The organism is Vibrio sp. MM46 (assembly GCF_027587135.1).
Classification (GTDB): domain Bacteria; phylum Pseudomonadota; class Gammaproteobacteria; order Enterobacterales; family Vibrionaceae; genus Vibrio; species Vibrio harveyi.
In genome coordinates this window covers 81,123-106,601 of record NZ_JAPPTO010000007.1, presented here as the reverse complement: position 1 = coordinate 106,601, position 25,479 = coordinate 81,123, and the positions used below count along the sequence as shown (strand labels likewise).

Sequence of the window (25,479 nt, the reverse complement as noted above, 5' to 3'; positions counted from 1 at the left end):
TTACCCAGCATATGATATAGTGTGCTCATACATTGAACTACATATAAGATTTGTAAGAGACGAGAATGCGAGTACTTAAAGTTGGCGGAGCAGGCTTACATAAAAGTGAATTAAGAGCTGTCGATAAGATGGAAAAAAGCTTGCAGGATAGTTGGCAAGCATATGCGGGTATTGTGATAGCTGATTCCCAAGGCTCTATGGAAATAGACTGCTTGATTATAACGCATGACCGTATTTTAGTTGTTGAACTGAAGGAATGGAACGGGTCAATTACTTCTAACAATGGGATCTGGTACCAGAATGGTCGTAATCGTGGAAAAAGTCCATATCAAATAAAGCGAGAGCATGCTCAGCGTATTCGTACTCTTCTAAATAGTGAACTAGAGAACTTTCTTGGGTATGGTTTACATGTGGAGGCTCATGTAGTTTTATGTGGGACTGCGACAGCTGAGAACCTCCCACCAAGCGAAAAAGAGTTCATTCATTCACTCGATGAGTTTTTGGCAATTAGAAAAGACTATGAGTCGATAGTTGGACAGAATGGTGTTGCCAATTTTTTTATCAAGTCTGGTAAAGAGCGACCGAATACAGAGCGTAACCTTTCATATATTCATCGTTTTTTTGATGGGCCAAATGTCGAACCTAAGAACTTAAAGGTTGGTCGTTACACCGCATCGAAAGATGTCGCGTGGTTTACTCATAGAGAAAGTTTATACAATGAGTTTAAAGCTCACGATGAAAAAATGCCCACTTTGGGGGGGCTCATAAGAAGGTGGGACTTTTCTCAGTTAGGCACTAAGTCAGCATTACAAACAACGTGGGCAAATATAGCATTGCGAGAATCTAACATAGGTCAGTATGTTAGGAATCAAACAGTATTGCCTGATTATTTGCTTCGCTCTTTAAACTCTCTCTCTGAAGATGATGTAACGGAAGATACGTGCGAAGTCTATGAGTTAAGGAAAACGCACTCTAGGCTTGATGAATATATGGCTATAGATCTTGAGAGCTGGCCGAAAAATAAAAGAATTGATGTTGTTAGAGCCGCTCTGTCACCTTTTGATGAGCTTCATAATCTAAACATCGCGCATAGAGATATTGCTTTACATAATCTCTGGTACGCCTCTGAGAGTTCAACTGTTCTAGTCTCTGGTTTTGCTGCCTCATACTTTGAGCACAAAGGAACTATTTCTGAGCACCGTAAACTGTTACAAAGCAGTGATATAAAACTTCCTGAAGATGAACTTTTTGATCAGAGTGAGTTAATTGATCCTTTTCGAATTGATGTATTTCTATTAGCTCTTGTGGCTTATGAAATTTGCTTTTCTAAAAAACTGGATTCTAGCGATACGCCAGAGTGGATTAAGCCAGAAGAAGACCTTTTTGGAGGGGCTCTTAACACCTGGTTTGAAAAAGCGCTACAGTGGGACCCAAAAGAAAGATATTCAAATGCTGGCGAGATGTTAAGTGAGTTCAATAAACTTACATCTTCAGAGCAAGAGATTGGATTAGAAGATAGTAAAATTTTTGAGGAGCTAATGAATAGCTCTTTAATTCGTCATGACATCAATCCATTTAACCTTTTAAATGTCTATCCAGCTTATCCAGGAACAGAGGCTGAAGCATATTCACAGCTAGGAAGCCCAAATAGTAAAAAGGTATATCTAGCGCAGTGTGAGGGCTCGAAAGTACTCGTTAAGGTGTGGTCAAACGTTCAGGTTGATAAGTCTGATCCAGCTATGAATAGAAGAATTAAACAGTTCTTCTCTAGATTAGAAGATGTGAAGTCAGCAATGCTACCAACTCAAAGTATTCTTGACTCTGGTGTTATGCAAGGGGGAGGGATATTTTTAGTTACTGATTATATTCCGGGAGAAACTTTATATAGTTATGTTGATATTACTGATTTAGATATGTTGGCAAAAGCTCAATTATGTAAAGGAATCATAGAGCTTGTAGATCTTTTTCATAACAAAAGTATATATCATGGTGATCTTCACCCTGAAAATATATTAATTGATAAAAAGGAAGAAGGATTAAATCTAGCGCTGATAGATTTACTTGATTTTGGTACAGAAAGTCCAGCATTTAATGCTGATTATAGCCCAAGTAACCCTTCATCAACTGATGCCTTTGGCCGAGACAGGTACTCAGTGTACAAGATGACCGAATACATCTTAGGAGATGAAAATTCGGAAATTATCCAAGAAGAAATAAACAGAGGATTAGGAAAAGGAGATATTGTTCCTATTTCTCTTACTCCTATATTGAAGAGTATAGAGGAAGCTCTTAAACCTCAAACTACGGTAGTTCAGCATGAAGATGAAGAGGAGCTTGATTCGCTCTTGGAGCTATGTTGGGGAAGTCATCAGTTCCCAGTAGAGCCTAAGATCTTAGAGTCATTGGAAGAAGGCTTTTACTTCAATGTAAAATGGAATAATAGAGCAAAAGAAGAGGTGTTAGATTGTTATATCACCGGAGCTAAAGATACTCTTCAGTTACAAATTGATGTTGAGAAAAGGGCGATTACAAGAGTGAAGCTTGATGAAAATATACCGCTAAGCTCGGTAATTTCAGCATCAAGTAAATCGACAGCTTATATTCAAGAGTGTATTTCTGTAAAACAAGGATCGCTGTGTGAACAGCATCCTATCGTCGATGTTATTATGGGATTAGAACCTGTAATTGACCTTATTGTTGAGAAATTTAGCGACAATTCGGAAGAACTACCTCCCCTAACCGAAGAAGAAAAACTATCTATAAAACCAGTTGATATCTGGAAATCACTTAGTGAGACTGAAACTGATATGAGAACAACGGTTTCTGTTGAGTCTGGTGAATTTAAAGAGGGATCTAATGGGATACTAATACCCTACTCTGTGGTAGGGAATGAGCAAATTGAGTTTGATTTTGATGATAAATTATTAGTTTACTCAGGTAACTTTAGTGAGCCTTTTGGAGAGATCAACTCATTTGAATCAAACGCTAATTATCTTTCAATTAAAGTAAGGTTTGATTCTGCAGTAAGGAAACTAAAACTAGGAAGCCTACTGAAAATTGAGTCAATAAGAAACAAATCTTCTCGTGAACTTCGGAAAAAAGCACTTGATCGTGTTCTCAGCAACAAAGCATTAATTTCTAATTTAAAAGATTATTTTGACCCACATTCTCGCATTGAGCGCGCTGAGCTTTCGTGTGAGCCAAGCATCGAATTCCTAAGAAGTACTTATGATGAACCGGGTAAAAAAACTAATGAAAGACAGCTTGAAGCTTTTCAAGAGCTCATTAAGTATGGTCCTATAGGTGTCCTGCAAGGACCACCAGGTACAGGTAAAACTACATTTATAGCTAAGTTCATTCATTATCTTTATGAATTTGAGGGGGTTAAAAATGTGTTGCTAGTGGGTCAGCAACATAGCGCTGTTGACAATGTAGCGATTAAAGTACAGGAGTTATGTGCTCAAAAGGGTAATGATTTAGATACGATTCGTGTTGGTAATGAAACTTTAATTGACGAGAGAATGCTTGTATCTCATTCAAGGTCACTTCAACGTAAGTCAATGCATAAATTTCATCGAGAGTATGATCTTAGAGTAAAAAGTCTTGCTCAACGTTTACACTTACCCGAAGGGTTAATTTCTGAAGCGACTAGAACTTATAGAGCACTAAGCCCCTTAACATCATTGTTTGATCAGTTAACATTGAAGTATGAAGATAAAGCAAGGAAGCTTGGAGTAACAGTTGTTGATAATGAAGAACTTGAAGCTATTTACTCAGAGCGAGAGGACACTTGGGAGAAAATTAAAAAGGTAACTGCTAAATTATTTGATAGCACTATTGGTGATCTTCCAAAGGATACGAGTCAGTTATTTAACAAACTCAACCAAATTATATCAGCTCGTTATGGAGTAAATAATCCAGAGAAAATTTCCCGCCTAAAGGATGTGTTAATCATAAGTAAAGAGTGGATTGATGTTTTAGGTGGTGGTGAAGCAGGCTATGAGAAGTTTATGCTGCAAACAAAGCAGCTGGTATGTGGAACATTAGTTGGTGTTGGTAAGCCGTCACTTTCTATCGAATCAGCTCAATTTGATTGGGTTATTATTGATGAAGCAGGAAGAGCGCAAGCTAGTGAACTTATGGTCGCAATGCAATCAGCTAGAAGAGTTTTGCTCGTTGGTGATCACAAACAATTGCCACCGTTTTATCATCAGGAACATTTGAAATTTGCCAGTAAACAACTAGATGTCAACGCAGATATCTTTGACGAAAGTGACTTTGAAAAATGCTTTAAGGCGTGTGATGGAGTAACGTTGAATACTCAATACCGAATGATAGAACCTATTGGTAATTTGGTATCTGAATGTTTCTATGCAAGCGATATGGGGAAGCTCCATACAGGAAGAGGGGAGGCTCCTAACTGGTATCAAGACTTGCCTAGTCCTTGGAATACCGGGGTAACTTGGGTTAACTCGAGCTCCGATGCTGGAGAAAGAAAAGATAAAACAGGTTATGTAAACCAAATAGAAGTAGACTCTATTCTTTGCCTATTGAAAAAACTCACAGCAAAAGACGTTATTTCGAACTTAGAGTCTTTAGTTAGTACGGAATCTCCATTCCCTATTGGAATTATTGCTATGTATCGTGCACAAAGAGATCTCATTGAAGCATCTCTCAGTAAGGAAGAGTGGATGGCTCCTTTGAGACACTTGATCAAGATTGATACTGTTGACTCTTACCAAGGTCAGGAGAATCAAATAATCTTATTAAGTTTGGTTCGAGACAATAGAAGTAAGATCCAAGGATTTTTGAAGGATGGTTCTCGGATTAATGTAGCTATATCTAGAGCTCAGGAAAGACTAGTTATACTCGGTGCTCAGAACATGTGGAAAAAGGACAAAAGTAACTCTTCTTTGTGTGATGTGTTGAATTTCGTTGAAAAACAAGTTGAGTCTAACTCTAGTGACTATCAGTTGATTAGTGCCTCAGAGCTATTAGGAGGTAGTTGTGAGTAATTCGGAAATGAGATTGGGCAACAAAATCACTGTTCTTGTACCTGCTAATAAATATGAGCTCAATTGTGCATGGACAGAAGAGAAACTTCTTCCTGCTCTGGAGCTTTTTACTTGCAAGTTACTGTTAGTACTGGAAAAGATATCAGCTAGTGAAGTGTCAGGGTATTTTGGTCTAAACACGAGAGAGACTGAACAATTAATTAGCAATCTGATGTCTAATAAACTGATCTCTTTGGATTCGGAAGGATTGTTGGTGCCTACTAGTGTATTAAAGCAACAGTCAACTAAAGGTGATGATGTAATTCTAACAAGTTATGTTGAGCGCAATGAAACAGTGATATTCGACTCACTGACACATTCTATTCGTAAAGATAGAGGGTTCAATTACAGACTCATAGGATTACCAGAGCTATCGATTGACTCTAGCAAACCTTTAAAACTGGAAGATGCTATCAGTAATTTTAGTGCTCAATATAAAATGCATTTAAATTTAAGCAGAAGAACAGAACGAGAGAGAAATAGAACCAAACTGTACAAAGTTGTATCTGGAATCAACAGAGGGACAATTCAGTTTCCTGTTGACATCGAGTTTCACTATGTACCTAGTGAATTAAACCAACAGGAAGTCAAACGAATTTTTCGTGCGAGTGAGTTCATAAATAATGGCCTAGAGCTCCCTTTAAGTGTTTCTTTAGAAGCACATATAGCCGATTACTTAGGAAGTATACCGCGCTTTGAAGGTGGCATTGATGCAGAGGAATACAGTCGTTTAGTTAAAGACGAAGTCCTAGAGCCATTTGCTGAAGGGTTCGATATTGATTATTCAAGCTGGTTGAATGCCAGAAATTTACGCAAGACTGGTTACGGAAGTCAGGTTACTCGCTCAATCTTTGGACCGATTTATCTTGATAAGAATCAAGTTACCATTATGAAGATGCTTAATGAAGCATTGCATGATATGGATGAATCTAAGTCTGTAGCCTCTCTTAACGCATATTGGCTACCTAGTGATGTTGGGCTTTGGGGAGCTAATAATCAGTCATTGAGCGATTTTTGTGACAAAGTTCAAAAAGCCCTGGTAAATCATAATGAACTGAGTAAATTTGTTGCCATTCACCATGGTGAAAACATCTGGGATGGAAACGTATTTAGGGGCTTCCATAGTAAACATGTTCCTAATGGAGTAATGACATCAAACAACTTAGATCGCATGGAGATATTCCTGATTCCTGGGATTTTCGGAGTTGTCCAGTATCACGGGTATCCAAATGCCAACAGTGGGGTTTCTGTTCCTATTGGTTACGCAACTATAGATGTTGAACGACTAAACTTGTTGGAGGGGATATTAAAAGAACGACTAGGTAATAGCTCTAAACTTAAAGCATCTTGGCCCAAAAAGGCACTATTACAAGATTTATTGGACCCAGATTGGAACCTCGACGCTCGAACAGATTCTAGAATTTCATATAAGTCCTCGACTTCGAAGAGGTCAGTACTGAAGTTGGGCAAAGAGTAGACGATAGAGTCATATGAAGACCAATAAAAAATGACAAACTTTATTGTTGCTATTTTCTTTTCTATTGTTTGTTTTGAGTTGAAAGTGATCAAACTTTTGCTTTAGAACGCTTGAATTTAGTCTCACTAGAGATGATTTTAGATCAAATTTTATTGTCCTCCGACAATTACACTTGTTTATGTAAGTAGCGAGAACCTAAAGCGAAGTCACATGACTTCGCTTTTTTTATGCTTGTTGACATGGTTATGATGCGCAATACGTTGACATTCACTTGTTTACTTTCTGACACGTCGGACGGCGAGCATTACTATCGTAAGCCCAACGGATGTGGTTTCTATTGAACTGAAAAGGTCACTATGAAAATCAAACTCTTGGCAGTATGTATTGTTTCTTCGTTCTACCATCACTACGCCTTAGCAGATGAAGAACAAACGCAGCAACGCAAAAGCCAAACAGTATTTATTGATGAAAACGATGATTGGCTACAACTTAAATCTGGCGAGGTGATCAAAGGCGAGTTAACGGGGACAATCAAAGAAGAAACGAACTCGTTCGATCAAGAGATTGAATTTGATAGTGATGATCTTGGTGATCAAGAGATTGAACTGGAAGATATCGCGATATTAGAAACAGCGAGCTTTTTTACCATTCGAACCGCAAGCGGTGATGTTTTCGATGGTTACCTGTCGATTCGTGATGAGCAGCTGTACTTGACTAATGACGGTGAAGAGATGGCGTTTCCTATTACGGATGTTGTATCGATTTATCGCGGGGCAGAGAAAGACTCTGATCATTGGACGACCGAGATTTTCTTTGGTTTAGACATTAGCAAAGGCAACACCGATGAGTTTTCACTGCTCGGTGAAGTGGAAGCGGAAAGAAATACCGTTGGTTCACGCACCAAGTTAAAAGCGAAGCACGAAAACTCCAAGACGAATGATAAAACGACGGCAAACAATAGTTCGTTTGATGGCTCCTACGACATCTATTTGAGCAATCGTCTGTTCTTTCGACCGCTCAAACTCTCTGTACTCAGTGATGAGTTTCAAAACATTGAATACCAGGTTAATGCTTCAATGCAGATGGGTTACTTTATCATTGCCAATTCACAAACAGAGTGGGATGTCTCTATTGGTCCCGGTTATCAGTACACCGATTTTAAGACGGTAGAAGAGGGGGAATCGGGTGACGCGACCAGTAACACGCTGGCGTTTGAATCTAACTTTGAGTATGAACTGACCGATGACATCGATTTAAGCCATACCTATAACCTGAATTGGGCAAGTAACGACGCGGGCGGCGCCCGTCATACCAATGAGCTAGGTTTCGATATCGATCTTGTTGATGATCTTGAACTTAGCATTAAAGCCGTTTGGGATCATGTCTCTGACACCAAAGCCGACTCGGAGGGGGTAGTACCAGAGAAAGACGACTACAAATTCCACTTTGGTTTAACTTACGAGATTTGATTATGCTCCTTGTGAGGCGAAGATGATTGTTGGATTTATGACAAAAATGTCATCTTTGGGATAGGTTGGTGTCAGGTGTCTTGTTGAATAATGAAGTCATTGAAAACAAACACACTGAAAAGGTCATCAACATGAAAGCAATGAAAACCGCTCTCCTTGTCGCAGCTATGGCAATCACTAGCGCATCCGCGTTTGCCAACCCTATCTTCACTAGCGGTAATTATGTGAGCAGAGAAGAGATGAAGACTCTCTCTGTGGAACCTACCGCAACGTCAGATGCCGCATACCAACAAGCTTTCGCTGAACTGAATGCTTTGAAAAGCATGTCGGCTCGTGAGCTTAATAAAGAGCTGAATATCTCTAACTTCAATATTGCATCTAAGAGCACTCATCTGAAAGACAGTGGGTTCATCACGGTTCAAGAGCGCATGAACGCAGATGGGCAGCTGGAATATGTCGGTACAGTGAATGTCAAAGTGCACTATGCAGAGCGCGACAGTAATCGATAAAAGTGAAGCGTGAAAAGAGTATGATGTTGTTGCGTCGTACTCTTTTTTTGATGGCTGAGGTAGAGGATAGAAGTTGAAATTACTGATTGTAGAAGATGAATTGAAAGCCGGAGAATACTTGCAAAAAGGGTTGGTAGAATCGGGTTATGTTGTTGACTGGGTGCGCGATGGTGTAGACGGGCTGTATCATGCAACAAGTGAGTCTTATGATCTTATTCTTCTCGATATCATGTTACCAAAGCTCGACGGTTGGCAAGTCCTTAACACCCTGCGTAGCAGTGATATCCATACCCCGGTCATTATGCTTACGGCTAAAGAACAAATTGAGGATCGTGTTCGTGGTTTTGAATTAGGAGCCAATGATTACGTCGTCAAACCTTATGCCTTTGCCGAGCTTCTGGCGAGAATTCAAAATGTGTTTCGCCATCATACTTCCTCGCGAGTTTTAACTTCTTCGCAGACGCTGCAAATAGCCGACCTAAAGCTGGACATGATGAAGCGAGTTGCGACGCGGAACGGGCAAACCATCACTTTAACTGCCAAAGAATACGCGCTACTTGAGCTTTTGATGCGAAAAGAGGGACAAGTCCTATCACGAACGACCATTGCTTCACTGGTGTGGGATATGAACTTTGATAGCGACACCAATGTTATCGATGTTGCCGTTAAGCGATTGCGCCAAAAGGTCGACAAGCCGTTTGAGGTACCTTTGATCCACACCGTTAGAGGGATGGGCTACAAGTTGGAAGCTCTTGATGCGTAAGTTACCAGCCAACCTCTCTATGCAAAACAAGCTCGTTTTGATGTTTGTTGGCACGACATTGGTGGTATATCTCGCTTTAGCATTCATTCTGTATTACACCATCGAACGTCATTTCTTCACCCAAGATTACAACGACACAGTGACCAAATATAACTCGATAGAAAAGACGATGCTGGTCTCGCCGGAGTCGGCTTATCTACTTATCGACAATAGCTCTGTCTATATGTGGGCATTTAAAGAAGAAGCACTGACTTACAAAAACTCGACGCTCTCTATCCCTAAGGATTTGTCGTTGACGCTGAGCTCTCCACAGATCTTAAATCAAAACAATGCGATTGAGTGGCGTGAAAACTCGTTAGATATTCGAGCGTTCGCTTTTAAAACCAAAGATGTCACTGTTGTTATTGGCGTGAGCATCAACCATCATCGATTATTCTTAAATAAGCTTGGTTGGATCTTATTTTGGTCTTTAGGCTTCGCATTTATTGCATCGACGCTATTTAGCCGGGTGATCGTTAATCGCGGTTTAAAGCCCATTTTGACCTTAAATAAGCACATTCAACACATCACACCAGAACAGTTGGATATCCGCATTGCCCCAGAAACCTTACCAGTAGAGCTACGTGAACTTGCTACTAAGCACAATGCCATGCTGGATCGGTTACAAACTGGTTTTCATCGTTTGAGTGAGTTTTCTTCTGATATTGCTCATGAGCTCAAAACGCCTTTGACCAATATTACGACCCAAAACCAAGTGATATTAGGCGCGTGCCGTACATCGGAGGAATACCAAGAAGCGATTGCTTCTACGCTTGAAGAGTTAAACCGAATTACCAAGACCATCAATGATTTGCTGTATATCGCAAAAGCGGAGAATAAGCTTATCCATCGACACAATGAGCACTTCGCTGTTCATGAACAGCTTGCTCACTTAATCGAGTACTTTGACATACTGGCGGAAGATTCTGCTTTGAGCATCATCACTTCGGGGCAAGCGATGTTGTACATGGATCGAAATATGTTTGAGAGAGCGGTAGGGAATTTGCTCTCTAATGCCATTCGCCATGCTTATGATGAAACAACGATTCGTGTTGATGTCGAGCAGAGTGATGAGTTTGTCACCATTACCGTTCATAACGTCGGTGAGACGATACCTAAGCAAAATCTACCGTATCTCTTTGATCGCTTTTATCGAGTCGACAAGTCACGCCAACATTCTGGCAGCGTTGGAGCTGGGCTAGGGTTGTCGATCACACAGTCGATCGTTCACGCTTATGATGGCAAGATCACCGTGACTTCAGAAGAACACCAAACCCAGTTCTGTTTAATATTGCCCGCAGCTAAAGCGTATCCAGAAGCGGAATCACTTCCTCAAGAGATGCTTTAATTATCACTTTATCTTTAAATTCCTGCAGTGGTGGCAGTAAATCTGGAATCATCACGGCGTGGCATTCAGCAGCGAGAGCAGCTTTAATGCCATTGTTCGAATCTTCCAATACAAGGCTTTCTTTTGCAGCCATGCCGAGGTGGTGATAAGCCATTTGATAGCAGTCGGGGTTGGGCTTACCACGTTCTACATCTTCAGCGGTAATCACTAAATCGAACTGGGTAAGGTACTCAGTATTATTGAAGTTATGTTTTACTTCTGGGAGATGAGAAGAGGTCACAATAGCAGTGAGCAAACCACGTTGTTTAATGGCTCGTAACAACGAATCGAAGCCAGGTTTGAGCGCAATACCTTGGTCTCTGAGGTGATGGAAATGCTCATCTCGCACAGCCTTGTAGCGCGGCATATCGATGGCTTGTTGAAAATGCTCGGCGAGTATTCTTTCACATTCAGGGTCTTGGACGCCGATAAATTGTTGATAGAAATCATCAGTGATGGCTAAGCCTTGCTCGGTGGCGGCGTACTGCCAACTCTGTTTGTAGATAGACTCGGTGTCGAAAATCAGTCCATCCATATCAAAAAGTACAGCTTTTAACATTGGTAGAGCTCCTACGTAGGGTGTAGAGCGGCTGACATTGATTATGTTGTTATACCCAAGCAACCTCGAATCCTTTTGAAGGTAACTTGGGTATAAATAGCGTCAGAATGGGCTCTCTTTGCCGAGTTCATTACAGATTTCGACAATAGCAAGCGAGAGCCCTGACTTAATGATTTGTTGTTGACGTTGCAGTTGAAGCTGATAAAACTCAAGGTCGATATCGTCATCTGGTTCGCTGACTTCGAGTTGTACCATACCCATCTTCTTCACCAAGTGCAGTTTTTTGATTGGCTCTAGAATATTGGGGTCTGTGAACTCGTAATCAGAAGCGTCACTATTGAGTTGGTTTTTGAGTTTGATGATGTCTTCGATGTCGTGATAAATGTCATCGGGAAGCACACCTAAGCCAAACAATAACTTCAAACGAACAGATAGATCGCCCAGCGGTCCTGAGTCTTGTAGCAGCGGACCGACCACAGATTGGACAGCGAAGTTATCTTTACGAAAAATTCTTTGCACTAGCCCATCGATCGAATCGTTAAATACGTCGACGGTTGCAATAAAAAAGCCTCGTACCGAAGGTGCGCTGTTTAATCGCTCAATGATCTCGGTTTCGTTGATGTTATCTGCCATATACTGAATACATTTCTAATTATTAGTATCCCCATCTCTTTAAGTGGATAAGGATATAGAAGGGGAGCCAAGCTCCCCTAGGTAAATCAAAGTTGGTTGTAAAGTGTCTCGATTTGAGCCACTTCAGCACTGTCTTCTGCAAGACCTGTGTATGTCGCTAGCGTCTTCTTCACACCCACTTCTTTTAATGAAGTTTGCAGTTCTACTGCTTGTGGGTCGGTGTCGTTAGTGTACTTCAACGCAGCAGCAATGCCTTTCAAAAGAGTTTTATTTTCAGTGCCATACTCAATTGTACCGAGTAAAGGCTTCACTAATCTATCGTTCGCCCCCAATTTACGAATTGGTTGGCGACCAACACGATCAACTTCATCAACTAAATAAGGGTTGGCAAAGCGACCTAGGATCTTTTCGATGTAAGCGTTGTGCATGTCGCGGTCAAAACCGTAGCGTTTGATCAGTACTTCTCCGCTTTCTTGCATTGCTTGTTTTACTTCTGCGTGAATGCTTGGGTCTTCAATTGCTTCGCGAATAGTGCGATGTCCTTTCAAGCAACCTAAGTAAGCGGTAATGCAGTGACCCGTATTTAGGGTGAACAGCTTACGCTCGACAAACGCCATTAGATTATTGGTTCTTTCCATGCCAGCGATTTCAGGGATTTCACCTTTGAATTGCTGTTCATCCACAATCCATTCACTAAAACTCTCTACCGTGACTTCTAGTGGGTCATCGTTCGCGGCTTCTGCTGGTGGTACGATGCGGTCCACTGCGGAGTCGACGAAGCCAACTAGCTCGTCTGCTTTCGCGTGTAATGATTCATCCAAATGTTTGTACACTTCACCTTTTAGGTGAGTCGTGCCACGAACCATGTTTTCGCACGCGATGATGTTCAACGGTTTTTCGTTGCCTGCCGCAAAGCGCTTTGCAATGCCGGTCGCGATGGTTTTTGCAATGATGTCCAGTACGTTGGGACCTACGGCAGTGGTTACCAAGTCAGTTTTTACAATGCGATCGATGACATCTTCGCTGGCGGAGTTAACAGCGGTGACGTGGGTTACGGTGTCAATCTGGCATTCCGTACCGACCACTTTTACTTTGTATTCTTGTTTGTGGCTAAGTTGATCAACCAGTGGAGCATCAACGTCTGCAAATGTGACCTCGACTTCTGCATCTGCCAATAGTTTTCCGATGAAGCCACGACCAATGTTACCTGCGCCAAAATGAACTGCGTTTTTCATAATTCTTACCTACCAATGTCTGAAATGTTGACTAAAACGAATCTAGGGTGAGGTCAACCGCATAGGGGGTGACAGCTGACCTCGGTTTGCTCAGGAGCAAATTAAAGGGAGTGTTTAAGCCGCTTGCTGACCACCAAGGATGTTCAGAATCTCTTCTACATCGTTGGTGCTAGTTAGCTTCTCAATTGCCTCCGGCTCATCGAGCGCGTTTGTAATGGTGGTAATCACCTGGATGTGCTCATCGTTCTTAGCGGCAATGCCGATAACCAGTTTCGCTACATCATCGTCGTCTTCAGTAAATTGGATACCCGATGGGTATTGGCAGATTACAATGCCGGTTTTCTTCACGCGGTCTTTCGCTTCTACCGTACCGTGAGGTACTGCGATAGATTCGCCTAGGTAAGTTGGAACCAACGCTTCACGCTCAAACATCGCGTCTACGTATTCTGGTTCTGCGTAGCCAAGTTCAACCAATTTGTTGCCTGCAAAGCGAATGGCTTCTTCTTTGTTGGCTGCTTTCAAACCTAGGTGAATGTTCTCACGTTGAATTTGGAATACAGATGGTTGCTGTGGCTCAAAGCTGTCGTCGTTCGCCGCCATTACCGACACTTTTACCATTTGGTCGTCATTGGCTGCGGATTGGTTTTGTGCTGCTAGTAGTTTGGTGACTAGCTGGTTGTACATTTCGCTGTCTAGGAAGTTCGTCAATGAAATGTGGTGTGCGTTCGGAGCATGCTTACGTGCACGAGCCGTTAAGTCTTTATGAGTAATCACGATATCTGCACTCTCTGGTAAGCTGTTAATAGCAAGGTTGGTTACATGGATGCTCAGACCGGCGTCTTGAACCTTTTTGCGCAGCATGCTTGCACCCATTGCGCTTGAACCCATGCCCGCATCGCAAGCGACAATGATGCTTTGTACTGTCGCTAGGTCTACGTCACCTTTGCTTTGGCTGTTTACCACCGCATCGTTTTTAGATGCAGATTTCATGTCTTTCATTTGTGATGTTGCTTTCTCTAGTGCAGCTTCATCACCGTCTTCTTCTGTTGACGTTTGCGTCTTCATTAGTAGTGCCGCTACTGCGAATGACACACCTGTTGCTGCTGCGATAGATGCGAGTACACCTACGATTGAACCTTTCTGAGTCATCAACAAGATAGCGAAGATTGAACCTGGTGATGCTGGAGAAACGATACCTGCGTTAAACATTGTTAGAACGAATACGCCAGTCATACCACCTGCAATAGCTGCTAGGATTAGGCGAGGGTTCATTAAAATGTATGGGAAGTAAATTTCGTGGATACCGCCGAAGAAGTGGATGATTGATGCACCACCGGCAGTTTGACGAGCCGTTCCTTTACCAAACACCATGTAAGCCAGCAAGATACCTAGACCAGGACCTGGGTTCGCTTCGATTAGGAAGAAGATAGATTGACCTGTCTCAGACGCTTGTTGGATACCTAGTGGAGAGAAGATACCGTGGTTGATCGCGTTGTTTAGGAACAGGATCTTCGCAGGTTCAACGAAGATTGAAGTCAGTGGTAACAGGTGAGCAGATACTAGGAAGTTAACGCCAGCTGCTAAGCCACCAGATAGAATTTTTACGAATGGACCGATAAAGATAAAAGCAAGAATCGCACATAGCATGCCGATGATGCCTGCAGAGAAGTTGTTAACCAACATCTCAAAGCCACTTTTTACTTTACCGTCGATGTAGTTATCGAATTTTTTGATCGCCCAGCCACCCATCGGACCGACCATCATTGCACCCATAAACATTGGGATGTCTGTACCGACAATCACACCCATTGTTGTGATTGCGCCGACTACCGCACCGCGATCGCCACCAACTAATTTACCACCGGTATAACCGATAAGCAGTGGTAGCAAGTAGGTAATCATAGGACCAACCATAGAGGCTAACGTTTCGTTAGGTAGCCATCCAGTTGGGATGAATAGAGCAGTGATAAAGCCCCACGCGATAAACGCGCCGATGTTTGGCATTACCATGTTTGACAGAAAACGACCAAAATTTTGTATCTTGATCTTGGCATCTGGTGATATCATAACAATTCCCCGTTCGATGTTCTGATGAATATTGTTGTAGTAAACGGTTCGCCAAAACCGCTTGTTTGATTGCTTAGTACCCAATCAATTTACCACACATTTTCCAATTGGAACTGACAACGGGTTTTTCGTGATCTACGCCTGCATTTCCTAGGCTGAGAAACGGTTTTTAAGTGACTTGGATCGACTTATTGACCTGTAAATAAATAACAAAAAGCCACTTTCAAATCTGTCAATAAAAATACTAGTGATCAATTCGATCTTCTGACAAATTTAAATCCAAAATACTTTGTGATTTAGATCACTTTTTATTTCTTTTGAAATCCGAATTAAATACCGCGAGCGATCAATGTCACACTTTGTGTTGTGTTGCTTGGTCTTGTAAGTGTGATCTATGTCTGGTTTGGTAATTTGTGAAAGTTTTTGACGTAATTAGCGTGACCAATGTCATCGCTAAGGTTTTGATAAATTGCGTTGATGAATGTCTTTTCGAGCCACTTCACGCAGTGATATGTCATTAGTGATAGAAAGATTAGAAGTGCATTGCTCTAGGGCTTCATTCTATCCATGACAACGCACTTTTCATTGATATTTCAATACTCAGCGGTGTTGACCTAAGTAACGGTGAGCCTGCTCGCCCCCCATGTACCGTGCTAATGTTTTTTCTTGGACATTACGCAAGTCAACCATGATCAATCCATCCAAAGCGTTGTTGAATGCTGGATCTACATTGAAGCAAACCAGCTTGCCGTTGAGACTTAAATACTGACGTAGCAACACTGGCACGCCTTTCCCTTCGTCAATTCTGGCAATCACTCGAGACAGCAGTTGTAAATCGCCTAATGCCGTAAGCATGCTGGTATTCCAACCACGATGGTTCTCTGGCAGAGGGTTAGATGGCGTGACGTATTCTGCACAGTCTTTGTCATAGTGGTGCAGTGTCATTGATTGAGCCAACAACTGGCGTGCTGTATCGCTGTAGTCATTGCTGATACTGACTGGACCAAATAGGTGTGTGTAATCTGGGTTTTGATGTACGAAGGTCGCAATGCCTTTCCACAGTAGCAATAATGCACTCATGCTCTTTTGATATTGCTGAGCGATCACCGAACGCCCCATCTCGATCGATTTTCCCATCTGATCTAAAAAGCATTGGTCATAGTTAAACAGCGTACGTGAATACAGACCTTCTACACCATGCTTCTCAATCAGTTGATCAACCAGACCTAAGCGATAAGCGCCGACCAAGCATTGGTTTTCTCTGTCCCACACAAATAGGTGCAGATAGTCATGATCGAAGTGATCAATATCTATCGCTAATCCAGTGCCTTCACCAACTTGACGAAAATTGAATTCACGTAGACGACCAATTTCATGCAGTAGAGAAGGAATGCTCTTCGCCTCAGCACAATAGACATCGAACTCTCCACTTTCGAGTAGCTTTGTTTCTTCTGGTAGGTTGTTCAGTTCTTCAAGCAATTCGCCTATGGGTAACCCTGCCGCAATTGGAGAGAGCATTTCCGAAGAGGACGAGGGCTTGATTGGTTGGGTGTCACGATTAAGTAAATAAGTATTGAGGCGCAAATAGTTAACGACCTGATCATCGTTAAGTGTGTTGAGCTCTTTAAATTTTATGGCTTGCCCAAACGAAAGCTTGATGGTTTGTGCGTGTTTGTTCAATAGCTCTCGACCAAGCATTAAGGTGCGCAAAAGTGGGTGGATTTTCCCCGCCATGTAAAAGCGTTTGGAATTTTGACCACTGATAAAGACTGGAACCGTAGTCGCTTTGTTTTTGCGGATAAGGCTACTGACACTGCGGCTCCACTCTTTGTCTTCTATACGTTGTGGTTTCGCATCGACTAATTGCGATACTTCACCGGCAGGAAAGACGAGTAATAAGCCACCATTAGCCAGATGCTTGTTGGCTGCTCTAAGCGCTTTCATGTTGGATTTGACAGCGTCTTTGCCTTCAAATACATCGACGCCAATGAAGAGCTGATCCAGCTCAGGAACGGTCTTAAGGTATTGATTGGCTAAAATTTGAATATCACCCCTGACCATCAATAGCAGCTCCGCCAAGATCACACCTTCCACACACCCTAGAGGGTGGTTCGCCACAATGACGGTTGCACCTTGCTTAGGAACAGAGTCGAGTGAACCATGAGTGATACGATAATCGATGCCCAAGATATCTAGGGTAAAGCGGAGAAAGGTTTTGGTGTCGGCATTGATAGGTCGTCGGGCGTAGAACTTATCAAGTTGGTTTAAACCCGTTGCCCATTCAGTAACATTTTCACCAATGCCAAATGGCGTTTTACGAGGGAGACGAAAGGGGGTCGAACTATCCATATTTACCTCAGCGTACAAGTTGCTGATTGGATGGTAGAAATTACAGATGACAGTTCAGAGGCAAAAGCATGAGCCTTTGATGACAAAGCCGTGAAGCTTTATTGAACAAAGGCTATTCACCCAGATTTATGAGGGGAGTTTGTTTATGATTTATCACCGGCAAACATCAGGACGCTCATGGTGTTAAGCGTTTTACTGATTGACTCTATAGAGCTTAATACCTGTTTGGTTGGTTCATTTTCCAATAGTAGACGACCATCAAACCCCTTGGTTCCACAAGGCTCTTCTTCGCAGGCCAATGTTCGCTCTTCATGCGTATTTTCTTCGGTGATTTGCTTATCAATCGTTGGGTCTTCAGAGGTCATATTGTTGGCACTAAAACAAGAAGTTGAGATGAAGACACCACTAATAATAAGCATTAACTTTGTTTTCAACATGATGATAAACTCAATAATAAAACACTGTTCGATTTTATGTTATTGTCTTCATCATTTCGAGTGATATGACAGAAATTTAGCTTTTGGTCGCTATTTTGTTGCCATTCGTAGGCTATCTTATCTGCATAACAAATTGATTGGTTTAACGAAATCAGGAGGATGAATGGAGAACGTTTCCAACAAAGCGTCAATATGGTTAGGGCTGTGTCTAATTATTGGTTTGGGAGTGTTGGGTTTCTTTATCCAGCAGACAGCGGTGAAATACAAAGCGTATGAACGTGTGGTTACGGTGAAAGGCTTGTCTGAGCGAGAGTACCCAGCGGATACAGTAATTTGGCCTATTCAATTTACTGTGGCGAGTAATGATATGACCGCAATGTTTGATGACATTGATCAGCAGACTAAGCTGGTCATTGATTTTCTTGTGGCAAAAGGACTGAATGAATCAAACTTCTCTCTGTCATCACCAGCTGTCATTGACCGTAAAGCTCAGCAATATGGTAGTGAGCAAGATATCGAATATCGCTACCTCGCAAACCGAACTGTGACGGTTTACAGCCAGAACATTGATTTGGTGAGAGCGGCAATCAATGAAATTGGCGAACTAGGCAAACAGGGCGTTTTATTAAACCAAGATCCTTACTCGAATCGTGTGGAGTACAGCTTTACTAAGCTTAACGAGATTAAGCCTGATATGATTGAGGAAGCGACGAAGAATGCACGAGAAGTAGCAGAAAAATTTGCTAAAGACTCACAGAGCTCGCTCGGTAAAATTAAGCGAGCGACACAAGGTCAGTTCTCAATTTATGACCGAGATAGCAATACGCCTTACATCAAGAAGGTACGCGTTGTTTCAACTGTTCAGTATTACCTATCGGACTAAGCAAGATTATCTCAAGTTTCAACCTAATCTCACAAGCCAGTCATTTGACTGGCTTTTTTATGTTCAACCGATTGCATTATAAGTGCTGTAGGTTTTTTCGTTTATGCAAGTGATCTTTTATAAAACTAAGTTCTTATTTGTTTGGCAATGAAGTTGATAAAAGTCAATTCACAGAAGGAGTTAGAGGCGTAATTTTGACCGCACTTATTAGCTAGAAGGAATTACTAGAATGGCCTTTAAACATTACCTCAGAGAGTTGTTAGGTTTAACTATTGTTGTCTCTGTGGTATTCGGAGTATTGAGTATCTTACTGGACTTCTGCGCTCTTGTAGCGCTGTGCGAACATCAAGAGAATATTGCCCATATTTTTTTCCATGAATCGTTCTACTTTATCGCATTCCTGATCCCGCCTTATTTCTTATGGAAAGTGATTAACCGTCCCGGCTTAGTTTCAGCAACAGAAGAGTATCAGGTCAGCAAGCTTGAGTTAGAGCGCCCTTAGCTGGAAATAAACCTAAACGTAAGTGCTTGGCTTGCGATGAGGATATTGGATGGAATCTCTATCTTCCAGATACAACAAAGGCCCGTAGATTTCTCTACGAGCCTTTCGAAATATGGTGGCCCCTCCCAGACTTGAACTGGGGACCAATCGATTATGAGTCGTAAAATATCTCGTTTCATGGAATCTCGAATCATCTCACAGCTTGTCAAAGTCATTGAATTTTAAGCGACTTCCTAACTACACCCACAACTACACCCAATTTAGCGCTGGGTGTAGTTGCGCAACAAAGTATCTGCCATGGCAATTACGCAAAAAGAGATTGTGGGGCTCAAGCCTAAAAGTAGTGCTTACTATGTTTGGGATGATGACAGAACAAAAGGCTCTGGGCGTCTCGGAGTAAAGGTTTTCACCAGTGGCAATAAAGGTTTTGTCTTCCGTTACTACCGTCAGAGCAAGCGTCTCTTTATTCAGTTAGGTCGATTTCCGGCGCTGAGCCTTGTTGATGCACGGAAAGAGGCGCACAAACTGGGCTTAATGCTTAAGCAGGGACTCGATCCTAAATTTGAATTAGCCAACGCAGAGAAAAAGCGTGAAGCTGCCCGACGTGAAGAAGAACGTAAGGGTAGCATAGAGCTATTGTTTCAAAGTTACGTGAACCAGATGAAAAAAGAGGGGAAAAGAACTTATCAAAATGTTTATCGCTCGCTGGAGAAGGAGGTTTATCCATTTATTTCTAGAGAAACGAAAGCTTGCGATGTAACTACTGCTGACATTGTTACGATTCTTGCTCACATGATACAACGTGGTGCCGCAACACAGAGCAATCGGGTCAGAAGCTACCTTCATGCCGCATTTAACTACGGTCTTTCACATGATAATGACCCTGCGAATTACTTGAGAGATGCTAAGTTTGGTCTCGCTTTTAACCCAGTATCCTCTATACCAAAACAAAAAGACGCAGAACGAGTGGGAGAGCGCTACCTCACGTTCACAGAACTACACCAGTTTATGCAAGATATTGAGTTTGACATTGAAGGGGTTCGAGCCTCAGAAATGATGCGATGTCTTATTCTTCTTTGTATTCATACTGGAGGGCAGAGACCTTACGAGATTGCAGCATCAAAATGGACGGCAATCAACTGGGATGAACGAACCTTGCTTATCACACCAGATCTTTCGAAAAATAAGCGTAGCCACTTAGTTCCTCTAACTTACTCAGCTATGTCGATCTTAAAGAAAGAGAGTCAACCAGTCCCTTTATCTTCCCTCATTATAAAGACGAAAATGACCACGTTCGCTTAGATTCATTGAGCCAAATTATTGCTCGTTATCGAGATGATCATCCACACCTAGAGCATTTTATCCCTAGAGATTTACGCCGCACATGTAAAACCCTGATGGGAGAGATTGGCATAAGTAAGGCATTGAGAGACAGGCTACAAAACCATGCACTGAATGATGTGAGCTCAAAACACTATGATAGGTATGAGTACCTAAGTGAGAAGCGTCATGCTTTGAAGCTGTGGGAAAGTAGGCTTCTTAACTTCATGTCTAATATCACAAATGTTGTATATTTTTGAATGCACTCAAACCTCTAGTTATCGCAGTAAATACATTGATATTTATACATTTGTGAAGAGTAGCAAGATTAATGGTGTTGTCTTTATATTCAACAGGTTGCCTTTGTTTTAAGGGTGTTTTATTATCGTGTGACCAATTAATTGATAAGGTTTAATTGTGGATTCCATAAAAGTTCGTGGATTAAGATCGCTAGTTGATACTGGATTTGTTGATATAAAATCAATCAACGTTTTGTTGGGAACAAATAGTTCCGGTAAAAGTTCATTTCTAAGGGTTTTTCCATTATTAAGGCAGAGTGCGGAAAGAAAAACAAGAGGCCCCATTCTATGGAATGGTGAATATACAGATTTTGAATCATTTAAAACCTCTAAGCATAAAGGTTGCTCTGACGAAACTAGTTCAGATTTTATTAGTTTTTCTTTTAACTTTATATATAACCAAGGGCGTGTAAATCCATATAGAAACGCCCCAAGTATAGACCTTAAAACGACAATATGTTTAGAGGAGCTTGATAACTCTTGTTATACAAAGAAGCTCTCAGTAAATATATGTGGTCATGAAATAAATTTTGATTTTGAACCGGATGGAATAATAAAAAATATTTATTCAAGTCGAATAACATGGCAATTAGAAAAAAATAAAATATCAACTCAGTAATACAAATACAATAATTCCTATACTTGGTAGTCCTGAATATCACTATGGATATTGGTCTAGAGATATTAGTAAAGAAAGAAAAACCATTATGGGGAACGTCTTTAACCAGATTAGTAACTTAATACAAAAATACACAGGAAGTCAAAGTAAGAACAGAATTGATGAAATTACCTCAAGTCTAGTTAAGTATATAATGTCTGATGAAGACAAGCTTAAAACTTTGCAGTCGGCTAGATCGACTAATAAGTGGAAAGGGTTAGTTGAAAATTGGACTGTAAACTCTTCAGAGTTCGTTTTCTTATCTGCTTTGGCTGACTTGTATACAGTTACAAACAATAGTATGGGTATTAATTCACAAATTACGTCGACTTTTAGAAATGTTAGATATGTGGCTCCTTTACGTGCATCTACAGAAAGGTATTATCGATATCAAGATTTAAGCATTGATGAAATAGATCATAGAGGAGAGAACATAGGTATGTTTCTAACTAACATACCTAAAAAGTGGAGAGATAAACTTGATAAATGGACGAGGGTTCATTTTGGTTTTGTTATCGATGAAAATACATCTTCAAGTCATATCGCAATAAATTTAAAGTATGATGATTATTCAACTAATATTGCTGACATGGGTTTTGGTTTTTCTCAAATACTACCAATTATTGTGCAACTTTGGTCCGTTTCTTCAGGCTATGAACGCAGCCTAAAAGGGACTGGTAGTGAGCAGTATATATTTGCAATTGAACAGCCAGAGCTTCATCTCCACCCTAGAATGCAAGCAAACTTAGCTGAAGTTTTTTCTAGTGTAATTAAATTGGCTAATGATAACTCAATTGATATTAGATTAATAATTGAAACACATAGCTCATCTATGATTTCTAAATTTGGTGACTCTGTGGCTATGGAAGATATAACTGCTGATGATATAAATATTATAATGTTTGAGCAGGATAAAAAAGAAAGAAAAACTAAAATTTCTTACTCTCACTTTAATGATGATGGTGAGTTGGAAAACTGGCCAGATGGATTCTTTACGTATTAATCATGATAGTTGAACTTTGTGAAACAATATTTAAAGCTGTTGAAGATGACAATAGTGATACAATTTGCTTTTTAGATGACTTATTATTAGCTAGAAGGAATGGTTTTTTATCTTTGTTACTGACAAAAAAAGAAATATTAACTCTTACTAAAATGTTAGATTTAAATAGTCGTCAGTTGTCAATACTAAATTTTGATAAGGAAAATTCTACATTTATTAATCAGAGATTGAGAGGGTTTGGGCATAGTGTAAAATTCTATAACTCTCAATATGGAACTGGAACTGGTAATTATGATGTTTCTGATTATCAAAGCAGGGTTCAGGAAAAAGAACTATTTCCAATATCGAAACCTGCTGTAATATTTGAAAACGAAAATGATGATATAGTTTATCGTAAAATTTTAAATTGGTATTTTGATGAGAAGAAGCTTTCTTCTGAACTACAAATATCATATGAGGTTATACACGGTGGCGGCAATACTACTGCAGATATCTCGAAAAGTGCAATTGACAAGAGGTTGGGTGTATATGCACTGTGTGATAGTGACAAAATATCTCCTCATGCTCCGATAGGTAGTACAGCAAGGAACGCAAAAAGAGCATTTGAAGATAAAGGTATTTCTTCAAGTTTTTTTTGTATTGAAGCCCATGAAGTTGAAAATTTAGTTCCATTATATATACATGAAGAGAAAGCTCTCCCAACGCAAGTTCCTGCAATTGTTTTTATTAAAAATGCACATTCTAAATGTTGTGAGTCTTATCTTTACTATGACTTCAAGGATAGTATAAAAAAAGATTTAATCGTTTCTGGAACCGATTGTGGTAATTATTGGAATGAAATTATAAAAGATAGCGAATATGAAGATAAGCTAGCTTTGATAAATGGTAATGATAAAATAACCTGTAAACTATCGAGTTTAGTTCCACATTCGATTAGAGAGTTTCATTCTCAAGTCAAGGTTGCTCCAAACTGTAAGGCATTGTACGAACAGTGGTGTAAGATTGGGGACTTTCTGGCACCAAGGGTTGTAGCTTCTTCACCTTATAAGATGTAGTTGCCGCTATACCTAATAAGTAAAGCCGTAATAAGAGCGGCTTTACTCCTCATTCTTCTTTATCGTACTGTTGGGCCGTGTTCATGGGATAGGAACATCAGAATTCTATTGAATTACCATCAGAATTAAACACAATCGCTCTCCTAAAACCGCTCCCTCCTCTATTTTCTAAGATACTAACTCCAGTCACTTGATGAGATAAGGAGAAAGTTAATGACACATAACCGAATCATGTCCTTGAAAGAGGTCTCAGAAGCCTTAGGACGAACTCCCAAAACTATTTGGCGATGGTGGGCAAAAGAGAAAACATTTCCGAAACCCATTCTGATTAATGGACGCTGCCTTGGGTGGCGAGAGTCTGAGCTAGATAACTGGATAGAAAGTCAAGGGGGTAAAAGTGACAACAGCAAGTGCTAAAAGTCAGCCGAGCGAGCCTCAACTCGATTTTCCAGACAAGAAAAAAGAAGGGTTTAAGAAGCTTATTCTCAATACGGATGACAACCTAAGGGTACTGTTAGATCACAAAGGATATGTCCCTTACTTAAATGCGATGAACACTGAGATAGAAGTGCTCCATAATGGTAAGGTTATGGAATACGAGGTGTTAATGAGTAAGCTGATAAGCGACTGTGCAAGATTCGATGTACCAAAAGCAGCAATTGGTGATCATCTGCATGTATTGGCAAAGGAGCATTCATATCATCCTATTGTTTTGCATTTGTCTGCCTCTAAATGGGATGGTGTCGAACGAGTGAAAAAAGTTATTGGGTGCATCCGTTCTAAGATACCTGAAGTTACAGAGCTAATTATGCGGAGGTGGCTTGTTGGTTGCATTGCGGAGCTATACGAGCCTCGATTTAGCAGTAAGTTAGTTCCAGTGCTTCAGAGTAAGCAGTCTTTTAGAAAAACCGCTTTCTTATCAAGAATAGGTGACATCGTACAAGGGGCATTTCTTGGAGGTCGGGCATTAGATCCCCGCTGCAAAGATAGCGTGTTACCTATTATTAAGTCATGGATTGTTGAACTCGGTGAACTGGAGTCTTCAACAAAGTACAGTCAAGGTCAGCTGAAAGCATTTATATCCCAAGAGGCAGACACAATCAGGTTGCCCTATGCGCGTACCGACCTCAAAAACCGAGGCAAACGCTTTTGATAGCGACGGTATACGGCCAAGACTTCTTGAAGGACAGAACGGGTAATACTCGGTTTGGTGTGATTGAACTAAATGAACCTATTGATATGACTACTGTGAATCGGATTCTCGGGTGGCAATACAACGGAACTGGCAGCCTTCGCCAAGAAGATCCCGAGTCATTGCGGCAGTTTTGGTTGGAGGTTAAGTATATGTATAAAGCTGGTGAGCCTTGGGTTCTGTCAATCGACGAGCAGGCTCTGGTTGATACGGTATCTGATCAATATTTGGATAAAGGGCGTTGGTATAAAATGCTTCAAGAGCGGATATCAATGGGGTCTGATGATAATCGAAGCCAGACTGAATGGCTTGCACCAGGCCAAATTAGCCAAATCTTAGGCATACCATGTAACTATGTTGCTCATGTCGGCAGAGCTCTACAGCGATTAGCTGATGAGGGAAAAATTGAAACTCGTTACAAAGATGGCTACAGACTGTATTTGTTTTCAATCAGCTAGCATCAACGGCTCTGAAAGTAATGCTTTTATAACATTCCCTCACTTACTCCACTTTAAGTGAGGGAAATGAGGGAGGTTCTACAGAATCGAGTTAGAATGTTCGCACAGCGAACGTCATATTTAGCCTTCGG

General features: G+C 41.0%; 19 protein-coding genes and 1 pseudogene. 14 read left to right on the top strand and 6 right to left on the bottom strand.

Annotated elements, in window-relative coordinates; genetic code table 11:
- The first annotated feature begins 65 nt into the window (after nt 1-65).
- The 6 genes from OH459_RS09925 to OH459_RS09900 all read left to right on the top strand — a co-directional run bounded on the left by OH459_RS09925 (nt 66) and on the right by OH459_RS09900 (nt 10,659).
- Nucleotides 66-5,015 carry an AAA domain-containing protein gene (locus OH459_RS09925; protein ID WP_269986526.1) on the top strand — a complete coding sequence of 1,650 codons (4,950 nt, stop codon included), beginning with the start codon at nt 66-68 and terminating at the stop codon, nt 5,013-5,015.
- On the top strand, nt 5,008-6,531 hold the full coding sequence (locus OH459_RS09920; protein ID WP_269986524.1) for a hypothetical protein: 1,524 nt from the start codon (nt 5,008-5,010) through the stop codon (nt 6,529-6,531). The genes OH459_RS09925 and OH459_RS09920 overlap by 8 nt, the downstream gene beginning before the upstream one ends.
- Nucleotides 6,532-6,887: 356 nt before the next feature.
- Nucleotides 6,888-8,000: a DUF481 domain-containing protein gene (locus OH459_RS09915; RefSeq protein ID WP_005450448.1), complete on the top strand. Its 1,113-nt coding sequence runs from the start codon at nt 6,888-6,890 to the stop codon at nt 7,998-8,000.
- A gap of 131 nt (nt 8,001-8,131) precedes the next feature.
- Complete coding sequence (locus tag OH459_RS09910) at nt 8,132-8,509, top strand: DUF3316 domain-containing protein (RefSeq protein ID WP_009698839.1); 378 nt, start codon at nt 8,132-8,134, stop codon at nt 8,507-8,509.
- A 73-nt stretch (nt 8,510-8,582) separates the two neighbouring features.
- A complete protein-coding gene (locus tag OH459_RS09905) occupies nt 8,583-9,272 on the top strand; it encodes a heavy metal response regulator transcription factor (RefSeq protein ID WP_009698838.1) in 690 nt (229 codons plus the stop codon).
- Nucleotides 9,265-10,659: a heavy metal sensor histidine kinase gene (locus OH459_RS09900; RefSeq protein ID WP_017817259.1), complete on the top strand. Its 1,395-nt coding sequence runs from the start codon at nt 9,265-9,267 to the stop codon at nt 10,657-10,659. Before OH459_RS09905 ends, OH459_RS09900 begins: the two co-directional genes overlap by 8 nt.
- Here OH459_RS09900 and OH459_RS09895 read toward each other — a convergent pair.
- The 6 genes from OH459_RS09895 to OH459_RS09870 all read right to left on the bottom strand — a co-directional run bounded on the left by OH459_RS09895 (nt 10,613) and on the right by OH459_RS09870 (nt 17,978).
- Nucleotides 10,613-11,257 carry an HAD family hydrolase gene (locus tag OH459_RS09895; protein ID WP_101904245.1) on the bottom strand — a complete coding sequence of 215 codons (645 nt, stop codon included), beginning with the start codon at nt 11,255-11,257 and terminating at the stop codon, nt 10,613-10,615. The two genes, OH459_RS09900 and OH459_RS09895, sit on opposite strands and share 47 nt — an antisense overlap.
- Nucleotides 11,258-11,359: 102 nt before the next feature.
- The gene (locus OH459_RS09890) at nt 11,360-11,890 is read right to left on the bottom strand and encodes an MltR family transcriptional regulator (protein ID WP_005450437.1); all 531 of its coding nucleotides are present in this window, start codon (nt 11,888-11,890) and stop codon (nt 11,360-11,362) included.
- Between the two features lie 86 nt (nt 11,891-11,976).
- On the bottom strand, nt 11,977-13,125 hold the full coding sequence (locus OH459_RS09885) for a mannitol-1-phosphate 5-dehydrogenase (RefSeq protein ID WP_187992517.1): 1,149 nt from the start codon (nt 13,123-13,125) through the stop codon (nt 11,977-11,979).
- Between the two features lie 114 nt (nt 13,126-13,239).
- Nucleotides 13,240-15,192: a PTS mannitol transporter subunit IICBA gene (locus tag OH459_RS09880; RefSeq protein WP_269986522.1), complete on the bottom strand. Its 1,953-nt coding sequence runs from the start codon at nt 15,190-15,192 to the stop codon at nt 13,240-13,242.
- Nucleotides 15,193-15,792: 600 nt separating this feature from the next.
- Nucleotides 15,793-17,541 carry a lysophospholipid acyltransferase family protein gene (locus tag OH459_RS09875; protein WP_269986521.1) on the bottom strand — a complete coding sequence of 583 codons (1,749 nt, stop codon included), beginning with the start codon at nt 17,539-17,541 and terminating at the stop codon, nt 15,793-15,795.
- Nucleotides 17,542-17,684: 143 nt separating this feature from the next.
- Complete coding sequence (locus OH459_RS09870) at nt 17,685-17,978, bottom strand: hypothetical protein (protein ID WP_017817264.1); 294 nt, start codon at nt 17,976-17,978, stop codon at nt 17,685-17,687.
- Nucleotides 17,979-18,141: 163 nt separating this feature from the next.
- Between OH459_RS09870 and OH459_RS09865 the strand changes: the two genes are divergently transcribed.
- From OH459_RS09865 to OH459_RS09830, 8 genes and pseudogenes are all read left to right on the top strand, one after another.
- Nucleotides 18,142-18,861 (top strand): SIMPL domain-containing protein, encoded by a 720-nt coding sequence (locus OH459_RS09865; RefSeq protein ID WP_005450432.1) that lies wholly within the window; start codon nt 18,142-18,144, stop codon nt 18,859-18,861.
- Nucleotides 18,862-19,090: 229 nt separating this feature from the next.
- A complete protein-coding gene (locus tag OH459_RS09860; protein ID WP_009698831.1) occupies nt 19,091-19,363 on the top strand; it encodes a hypothetical protein in 273 nt (90 codons plus the stop codon).
- Nucleotides 19,364-19,660: 297 nt separating this feature from the next.
- The gene (locus OH459_RS09855) at nt 19,661-20,665 is read left to right on the top strand and encodes a tyrosine-type recombinase/integrase (protein ID WP_269986518.1); all 1,005 of its coding nucleotides are present in this window, start codon (nt 19,661-19,663) and stop codon (nt 20,663-20,665) included.
- 435 nt (nt 20,666-21,100) lie between these two features.
- Nucleotides 21,101-21,601 (top strand): AAA family ATPase, encoded by a 501-nt coding sequence (locus tag OH459_RS09850; protein ID WP_269986517.1) that lies wholly within the window; start codon nt 21,101-21,103, stop codon nt 21,599-21,601.
- Nucleotides 21,582-22,643 (top strand): AAA family ATPase, encoded by a 1,062-nt coding sequence (locus tag OH459_RS09845; protein ID WP_333482891.1) that lies wholly within the window; start codon nt 21,582-21,584, stop codon nt 22,641-22,643. The genes OH459_RS09850 and OH459_RS09845 overlap by 20 nt, the downstream gene beginning before the upstream one ends.
- 2 nt (nt 22,644-22,645) lie before the next feature.
- Complete coding sequence (locus OH459_RS09840) at nt 22,646-23,698, top strand: hypothetical protein (RefSeq protein WP_269986516.1); 1,053 nt, start codon at nt 22,646-22,648, stop codon at nt 23,696-23,698.
- Between the two features lie 213 nt (nt 23,699-23,911).
- Entirely contained in the window at nt 23,912-24,115 is a 204-nt protein-coding gene (locus tag OH459_RS09835) for a helix-turn-helix transcriptional regulator (protein WP_333482890.1), read from the top strand.
- Between the two features lie 133 nt (nt 24,116-24,248).
- Nucleotides 24,249-25,348, top strand: a pseudogene (locus OH459_RS09830) (VapE domain-containing protein).
- Nucleotides 25,349-25,479: the final 131 nt, after the last annotated feature.

Excerpts from the sequence above, each read along its gene's own strand:
- OH459_RS09870 (WP_017817264.1), bottom strand. The coding sequence starts at position 17,978 with ATGTTGAAAACAAAGTTAATGCTTATTATTAGTGGTGTCTTCATCTCA.
- OH459_RS09915 (WP_005450448.1), top strand. The coding sequence starts at position 6,888 with ATGAAAATCAAACTCTTGGCAGTATGTATTGTTTCTTCGTTCTACCAT.
- OH459_RS09835 (WP_333482890.1), top strand. The coding sequence starts at position 23,912 with ATGACACATAACCGAATCATGTCCTTGAAAGAGGTCTCAGAAGCCTTA.
- OH459_RS09890 (WP_005450437.1), bottom strand. The coding sequence starts at position 11,890 with ATGGCAGATAACATCAACGAAACCGAGATCATTGAGCGATTAAACAGC.
- OH459_RS09840 (WP_269986516.1), top strand. The coding sequence starts at position 22,646 with ATGATAGTTGAACTTTGTGAAACAATATTTAAAGCTGTTGAAGATGAC.
- OH459_RS09860 (WP_009698831.1), top strand. The coding sequence starts at position 19,091 with ATGGCCTTTAAACATTACCTCAGAGAGTTGTTAGGTTTAACTATTGTT.
- OH459_RS09865 (WP_005450432.1), top strand. The coding sequence starts at position 18,142 with ATGGAGAACGTTTCCAACAAAGCGTCAATATGGTTAGGGCTGTGTCTA.
- OH459_RS09880 (WP_269986522.1), bottom strand. The coding sequence starts at position 15,192 with ATGATATCACCAGATGCCAAGATCAAGATACAAAATTTTGGTCGTTTT.
- OH459_RS09925 (WP_269986526.1), top strand. The coding sequence starts at position 66 with ATGCGAGTACTTAAAGTTGGCGGAGCAGGCTTACATAAAAGTGAATTA.
- OH459_RS09910 (WP_009698839.1), top strand. The coding sequence starts at position 8,132 with ATGAAAGCAATGAAAACCGCTCTCCTTGTCGCAGCTATGGCAATCACT.
- OH459_RS09885 (WP_187992517.1), bottom strand. The coding sequence starts at position 13,125 with ATGAAAAACGCAGTTCATTTTGGCGCAGGTAACATTGGTCGTGGCTTC.
- OH459_RS09900 (WP_017817259.1), top strand. The coding sequence starts at position 9,265 with ATGCGTAAGTTACCAGCCAACCTCTCTATGCAAAACAAGCTCGTTTTG.
- OH459_RS09895 (WP_101904245.1), bottom strand. The coding sequence starts at position 11,257 with ATGTTAAAAGCTGTACTTTTTGATATGGATGGACTGATTTTCGACACC.
- OH459_RS09855 (WP_269986518.1), top strand. The coding sequence starts at position 19,661 with ATGGCAATTACGCAAAAAGAGATTGTGGGGCTCAAGCCTAAAAGTAGT.
- OH459_RS09875 (WP_269986521.1), bottom strand. The coding sequence starts at position 17,541 with ATGGATAGTTCGACCCCCTTTCGTCTCCCTCGTAAAACGCCATTTGGC.